We start from the raw sequence: 6,685 nt of genomic DNA, 5'->3' as shown, positions 1-6,685 counted from the left end.
GCGAGATGCCCTCTCATCGCGGTGGAACGGAACCCTGAACAAGTCCCATTCTTCCCGGTCAGACGGGCATCCCGTCTTTAATTGCGACCCAAGCCCAGCATGCTCATCGGTGGATCAAGGCTAAGCCCCATCACCCCATCCCCGCCGACCACTCCTCCACCCGCTTCTGCGACTCCTCATCACTCAGGTCCTCCACCCGGGTCATGACCGACCACCGCACCCCGAACGGGTCCCGGACACTCGCGAACCGATCCCCGGAAATGAAATTAGTGGTCTCCTCCCGCACAGTGGCGCCGTGGGCAACCGCCCTCGCCACGACGTCGTCGACGTTCGGGCAGTACAGCGCGAGTGAATAGGTGACCTCATCGCCGTCGGCGTCCGAGGCGACAAGGTGGTAATCAGGCTGGGCCGCGCCCAACTGGAGGCGGCCGTCCGAGAACTGCAGCTCGGCGTGGACCTCCACATCTCCGAAACGGAAGGCATTGACGAGCTGGGTGCCGGACACCTGGGACTGCCCCGACTTTCGTTGACTCTCGGGGTTGACGAGTTTCAGGCGGCTTTGAGTCCGTGTTTGATGGTCTCAAACTTGACCGGGGTGAGGCGACCCAGACGGGGTTGGCGGCGCCGGCGGTGATAGGTCTTCTCGATCCAGGTCACCATCGCCAGGCGCAGTCCTTCCCGGGTGGACCAGCGCTGCCGATCCAGGACGTTCTTCTGCAGCAAGGCGAAAAAGGATTCCATGGCGGCGTTGTCACCGCACGCCTCGACCCTGCTCATCGAGCCTCGCAGTCCGTTAGCGTGCAGCGCGGACACGAACTTCCTGCCCCTGAACTGGCCCGATCACTGTGGATCACGCAGCCGACCACCGTGCCACGGCCAGTCACCGCGCGAGGCAGGGCCGTGACCGCCAAGGACGCCTTCATCCTCGAGTCAACGCAGTAGCCAACGATCCGGTTGGAGTAGACGTTCTTGATCGCGCATAGATAGAGCGCGCCTTCGCCGGTGTGGTGCTCGGTCAGGTCCCTGAGCCACAGCTGGTTCGGCGCGGTAGCTGTGAAGTCGCGTGCCACCAGCTCGTCATGGACTGGTGGATCGGGCTTGCGTTCGAGCCCACGCGTATTGGAGTGGACGCTGAAGAGCCGTTGGGCCCAGCACAGCCGGGCCTCGTGCTTGCGGGCCACCGCCACCACGTCGCGGCAGAACTCCTTGGGGTAGGGCTTGGGCGTGGAAACATCCTTACCGTGAGGACGGCGTATGCTCGCCCAGACGCGCTAGCCCCCAACGGGTACATCACAAAAACCTTACGAGTGCGGCAGTAGATCTTTACCGCGCCACCGAGGCCTCGGAGAAAGCAGCGGCGATCTCCACCGTCACCGCTGCTGGCATCTCGCCGTTGTCCAGAGGCACCTCATAGGTGAGTTCTCGATAACCATTGCTGACCTGAATACAGGCAATCAGCCTGTCCCTGTGCACCCCCACCAGCCGAAGCGCCGGGTCGGCATGGGAAAGGTCTTCCAGATATGCACCCAGATCATCCAACAGTTCGCACCACAGCTGCTGCACGGTCGGAACGTCCGCGTAAGCTAGCGGATCCTGCATAGCGGGCGGGGCAAGGGGCCCAGTGGCCTCCGATAGCAACTGGGTGATTCGGGCGCGTCCGGCGGTCAGAGGTATCAGCACGGGCGGGGCCGTGGCGGCCTGCACGTGGGCTGTCACTTCACCCATCGTCACACCGCTAATCAGGCCGCGTGGCTGGGCACGCTCCACCATGGACAACTCATGCAGGAAACTCCCACTGATGTTGGTCACACCCATCAGCCCCTCAAATGTTCAAGACGTTCTTCATGAAGTCCGGACAGCGCCCCGGGAATCCTTGGCAGTATGTCGTGGTCACCCCAAACGGGCGACCATCACTGGTATTGGTACGAAAATCCACACCGGCAATAACCGTCACCGTACGCACCACTGTGCACTTGCGCCACCATAGAGCTCCGGAGCATTAGCGGCAGCCACCATCACCTGATGAGCCACAACCGTCGACGGGACTGTCTAAATATCGGTGGGCGGGTGGGGTTCGGTCTGGTTTGAGAGGAGATGGCCGTGGCTGACACGGCCGACCCACTGTTGACGAAATGATGGATCCCGTGACCGGGAAGATCATTGATCAGAAAAAACTCGCGCAGCGGCTACTGGTGCAAGCATAGGAACAAGGCGGGACCTAGCCTGGCCCGGTGGTCTGCTCAGCCAGCTCACCAAGCACGTGCTCGAAACAGTGCTGGACGCGGAGCTGACCGAGTATCTCGGTCACGTACCCGGCGGCACCTCCGATGGGCGAGAACATGCGCAACAGAACACGGACCAAGACAGTGCTGACGGAGATCGGTCCAGTCGAGATCGAGGTTCCCACCGATCGTGACGGGTCGTTCGAACCGATCATCGTGCCCTAACGCAAACGCCGGTTGGATGGGGTCGATCAGATCGTGCTGTCCCTGACGGCGCGCGGTTTGACGACCGGGGAGCTCTAACGCCTCTGGCTCGTCATGACGCGATTATTCACCCCATCCCCGCCGACCACTCCTCCACCCGCTTCTGCGACTCCTCATCACTCAGGTCCTCCACCCGGGTCATGACCGACCACCGCACCCCGAACGGGTCCCGGACACTCGCGAACCGATCCCCGGAAATGAAATTGGTGGTCTCCTCCCGCACAGTGGCGCCAGCGGCAAGTGCCCTCGCCACGACGTCGTCGACGTTCGGGCAGTACAGCGCCAGCGAATAGGTGACGTCGTCGCCGTCGGCGTCCGGGGCGACGAGGTGGTAATCAGGCTGGGCCGCACCCAACTGCAGGCGGCCGTCCGAGAACTGCAGCTCGGCGTGGACCACCACCTCACCGAAGCGGAAAGCACTGATGAGCTGGGCGCCGAACACCTCCTGGTAGAAGGCGAGGGCCGCGGTGGGATCGGCGACGGCCAGAAACGGCGTGATGGACGAATAACCGTGCGGGGTTCCATTGGTGGTGTGTGAGCCGGTGGCCGGGGTGTTCTTTTGTGTCGTCATGTCTTGAACGGTAGACCCGCGCGCGGGCCGGCGGCTTGTATATTCCTGCCATGGGCGAGCTACCGGAGATCTCCGAGCGCGGGGTGCTGTACCCGCGCCGCCTACCGCCTCGATTCCAGCGGATTCCCGCCACAGGGCCGGTCAGCGAGCTCGTCGTCTGGTGGTGGATCGTCGACTGGGATGAACCTTCGGGTTCCACGTCGCGCCAAGACCTTCTCCCCTTCCCCGGCTGCAATCTGGTGGTCGAGCAGGACATGGTGGGTCTCTCCGGCCCGACGACGCGCGCTTCACATCGCGACCTCGTCGGCAGCGGGTGGGCGGTGGCCGCACTGCTGCGTCCGGCCGCGGTGCCGGCCTTCACGAGTGATCCGACGAGTGTGCGGGACAGCTACGTTCCGGTAGCGGCGCCGGAGTTGCACTCGCAGGTTGCAGAAGCGGTCGCCGCGGAGCATTTCGACGACGCCGTGGCGAGACTATCCGCGTGGGTCACCGCGCGCGTTGGTGCTATCACCGAGGAAGCGCGACTGGCGAATGCGCTGGCCGAAACAGCGGGGTCGAACTCATCCGTAGTGACGGTGGGTGATCTGGCGGCCGCGTTGAACGTCTCGCAGCGGACGGTGCACCGGTTGGCCGAGCAGTACATCGGGCTGACGCCGCACGCGTTGATCCGCCGACGGCGGCTGCAGGAGGCCGCGGAGCACATCCGGTCTGAACCGGAGGTCAGTCTTTCAAGTATTGCCGCAGCTCACGGGTTTTCGGACCAAGCGCATTTCACCCGGGAGTTCCAGCGGTTCCTAGGGCAGACGCCGCGGGCATATCGTGGCGCATCCGGGCATCACAACTGACTGTTCAGATCCAATGCGTGGGCGCGGGATTCTTTGAGGTCCACAATGGGCTCCACGCCCTCCTGGCGACCATTCCAGCGGTCCACATAGACGAAGTCCGGGTCGAAGCGCTTCTGCTGCGTCTCGGGATTGAAGATCCGAAAGTAGGGGGCGGCGTCCGTGCCGCAGCCGGCCACCCACTGCCAATTGTGGGGGTTGCTCGCGGCGTCCGCGTCCACGAGGGTGTCCCAGAACCACTGCTCGCCCAGGCGCCAGTCAATCAGCAGGTTCTTGGCCAGCAGCGACGCCACGACCATCCGCACCCGGTTCTGCATGGTCCCGGTCTCCCACAGCTCGTGCATCCCGGCATCCACGAGAGGGATGCCGGTGCGTCCGCGCTGCCAGGCGGCGAGCGCGTCGTCGTCAAGCTCCGGCCACGGGAAGCGCTCGTACTTGGGGTTGATGGGGCGTTCGGCCATGTCCGGGTGGATGTAGAGGTTGTACCAGGAGAACTCGCGCCAGCCGAGCTCGGTGAGGAACTTGCCGGGGTTCCCGCCGCGGTGCAGCGCCGTGTGCCACACGGTGTAGGGGCTGATCTCGCCCCACCGCAGGTGCGGGGACAGCCCGGACGTGGCCGGTTTGGCGGGGTAATCGCGGTCCTTGGTATAGGTGGGCAGGCTCTCCTCGAGAAAGTCCTCCAGCCGCTCGTGCGCGGCCTGCTCCCCCACCGCCCAGGTCTGAGCGAGTCCGCCGGACCAATCCGGGCGCGTGGGCAGCAGGTGCCAGTCGGCCAGGTCCTCCGAGTCCGGGGCCGACTCGGCGGGGGTGATAGCCGACGGCGCCGGATACGGCTCCCGCGGCGGCGGGCCGCTCGTGCACGCACGCCAGAACGGGGTGAACACCTTGAACGGGTTCCCGCTCTGGTTGGTGATGGTCCACGGCTCGAACAGCAGGGAGCCCGCGTAGGAGTGCGCCTCCACACTGTTCTCCCCCGCCCACTCCTTCAGTGCGGCGTCCACGGCGCGCTCGGGGCCGCCGTAGCGGCGGTTCCACAGCAGGGTGTCCGCACCGGTCTCGCGAACGACGTCGCTCACCACCTCCTGCGCCGGGCCCCGCCGCAGCGTCAGGGGCGCCCCCAAATCCGCGAGATCCGCGACTAGTGAGGTCAAGGAGTGGTGCAGCCACCACTTGGCGGCACCGCCCAGCGGGCGGATGCCCTCGGACTCCTCGTCTAGGACATAGAGACACACCACGGGTTCGCCGCGTTCCACGGCGTGGTGCAGGGCCGGATGATCGGTGACCCGCAGGTCATCGCGGAACCACACTACGGTTGTCATCTCGGTTTGGCACCCATCTCTCGACTGCGGCCAAATCTACACACGTCCGGTGGAGGTGGGGATGGCGGGCAGCGCGAACGAAGACGCACAGGAGCTGCCCTTGCTCGCTCTCGTGTGATGAAGTGAACCATGACCCACGAGTCAACACCCGCACCGAACATTGGTCCCACACCCGGCCGGACTCCATCGAAATCGGGACCCGAGCGCACCCCCGACGGCCACCACATCGTTGTCAACGGGCGGAAGTGGCGGGCTTCGGATCCGTCCATCCCGGAGAATTTGCGCGCCGAACTTGTAGCTGAGCTAATGGCCGCGCGCCGGCTCGTGCGCACCGATCCTGAGCACGCGCGGCCACGCGTGCAGGACGCGAAGGTAGCGCTCGGGGAACGGGGCGAGGCCTGGTGGGAGCACACAGACCAGGGTCGTTCACAGCGCATAGAGGCGACCATCAAGGCGCTGCTACGGCATCGTGACGGCGCCACGATCTGCCCGAGCGACGCGGCGAAGGTGGTCGGCGGCACAGACTGGCGCGAGCTCATGGACCGGGCGCGCAATGTCGCCGCGGGCCTGCACCGCGACGGCGTTGTGGAGGTGCGGCAACGCGGCAAACGAGTGGACCCCGCTCATGCACACGGGCCGCTGCGAATCGCGCTGGGACCGGAACTCGGGCCATGAGTCCCCGCATAACATGGGTCCGCAACCCTTCGTTCTGTGGTGACTTCCGGGGAGATTGGGGGATAAAGAAGAATTAGCATCACTCCGCAACCACCGGCCCTGGAGATTGTCGCGACCATCCTCGATAGCGAGGTACCTAGTGCTTGCGATCGGAAACGCCCCCATCACCTCGAGCCACCCCGTTGAGACGGGGCATCCCGCACCGGGGGGTGTGCCTATGGTTTTCATCAAGCAGCTAGGTGTTGTGGGTCATGAGGTTCTTGTCAGGGGTGTGTTGGTGAGGTGAGGAACGGGCTCCTTGCCCAGGATGGAAGTTGCTACAGCGACCGTCCAAGACGAAAGAGCCCGTTCATGACCCACCGTAATGCACCCTTGACCCCTACCGGCCGGCTGCGCATGGTGTTGGGCCACCTCGATGACGGGATCCCCAAGGCCCACGTGGCCGCCGAGTTCCGGGTCTCCCGCCCCACCGTGAGCACCTGGGTGACCCGCTACCTCCAAGACGGTGAGGAGGCCCTGATCGACCGGCCCTCGACCCCGGCCACCTCCCCGTCGCGCACCCGGCTGGAGGTGGTCGAGCGCATCGAGGCCCTGCGGCGGGGGCGCAAGTGGTAGGCACGCCGGATCTGGCACCACCTGGCCGCCGGCGGCTACGACCACGACCCCGCCCAGGACCCGGGGCTCTTCCACGCTCCGGTGATCATCGCCCTACGCACCGTGAGCCGGTGGCTGCACCGACTCGGTATCTCCCGGCTGCGTGATCTGACCCCGGCCGGCGAGAACGCCCGCAGG

The 6,685-nt window shown here is 65.3% G+C and carries 6 protein-coding genes and 3 pseudogenes; 4 read left to right on the top strand and 5 right to left on the bottom strand.

Annotated features, from left to right (window positions below; genetic code table 11):
* Positions 1 to 130: 130 nt before the first annotated feature.
* The 3 genes and pseudogenes from RF638_RS15770 to RF638_RS15760 form a co-directional block, all read right to left on the bottom strand.
* The gene (locus tag RF638_RS15770; protein WP_368842444.1) at positions 131 to 505 is read right to left on the bottom strand and encodes a VOC family protein; all 375 of its coding nucleotides are present in this window, start codon (positions 503 to 505) and stop codon (positions 131 to 133) included.
* Positions 506 to 549: 44 nt separating this feature from the next.
* Positions 550 to 1,139: pseudogene (locus tag RF638_RS15765) on the bottom strand (IS3 family transposase); the annotation flags it as partial.
* Positions 1,140 to 1,323: 184 nt separating this feature from the next.
* Positions 1,324 to 1,809, bottom strand: a complete 486-nt coding sequence (locus tag RF638_RS15760; RefSeq protein WP_368842443.1) for a hypothetical protein — start codon at positions 1,807 to 1,809, stop codon at positions 1,324 to 1,326.
* A 406-nt stretch (positions 1,810 to 2,215) separates the two neighbouring features.
* Between RF638_RS15760 and RF638_RS15755 the strand changes: the two are divergent.
* Positions 2,216 to 2,522, top strand: a pseudogene (locus RF638_RS15755) (transposase); the annotation flags it as partial.
* A 31-nt stretch (positions 2,523 to 2,553) separates the two neighbouring features.
* Here RF638_RS15755 and RF638_RS15750 read toward each other — a convergent pair.
* On the bottom strand, positions 2,554 to 3,057 hold the full coding sequence (locus RF638_RS15750; protein WP_368842442.1) for a VOC family protein: 504 nt from the start codon (positions 3,055 to 3,057) through the stop codon (positions 2,554 to 2,556).
* Positions 3,058 to 3,107: 50 nt separating this feature from the next.
* Here RF638_RS15750 and RF638_RS15745 point away from each other — a divergent pair, with 50 nt between their 5' ends.
* The gene (locus RF638_RS15745; protein WP_368842441.1) at positions 3,108 to 3,902 is read left to right on the top strand and encodes a helix-turn-helix domain-containing protein; all 795 of its coding nucleotides are present in this window, start codon (positions 3,108 to 3,110) and stop codon (positions 3,900 to 3,902) included.
* Here RF638_RS15745 and RF638_RS15740 read toward each other — a convergent pair.
* Positions 3,893 to 5,218, bottom strand: a complete 1,326-nt coding sequence (locus RF638_RS15740; RefSeq protein WP_368842440.1) for a deoxyribodipyrimidine photo-lyase — start codon at positions 5,216 to 5,218, stop codon at positions 3,893 to 3,895. The two genes, RF638_RS15745 and RF638_RS15740, sit on opposite strands and share 10 nt — an antisense overlap.
* 129 nt (positions 5,219 to 5,347) lie before the next feature.
* Here RF638_RS15740 and RF638_RS15735 point away from each other — a divergent pair, with 129 nt between their 5' ends.
* Both RF638_RS15735 and RF638_RS15730 read left to right on the top strand, forming a co-directional pair.
* A complete protein-coding gene (locus RF638_RS15735; RefSeq protein ID WP_368842439.1) occupies positions 5,348 to 5,893 on the top strand; it encodes a DUF3253 domain-containing protein in 546 nt (181 codons plus the stop codon).
* 351 nt (positions 5,894 to 6,244) lie between these two features.
* Positions 6,245 to 6,685: pseudogene (locus RF638_RS15730) on the top strand (leucine zipper domain-containing protein); the annotation flags it as partial.

It is taken from the genome of Kocuria sp. CPCC 205235, assembly GCF_040980905.1.
Taxonomy (GTDB): Bacteria; Actinomycetota; Actinomycetes; order Actinomycetales; family Micrococcaceae; genus Kocuria; species Kocuria carniphila.
Note: the sequence above shows the minus strand (reverse complement) of the source record. Positions and strands in the feature narration are given on the sequence as shown.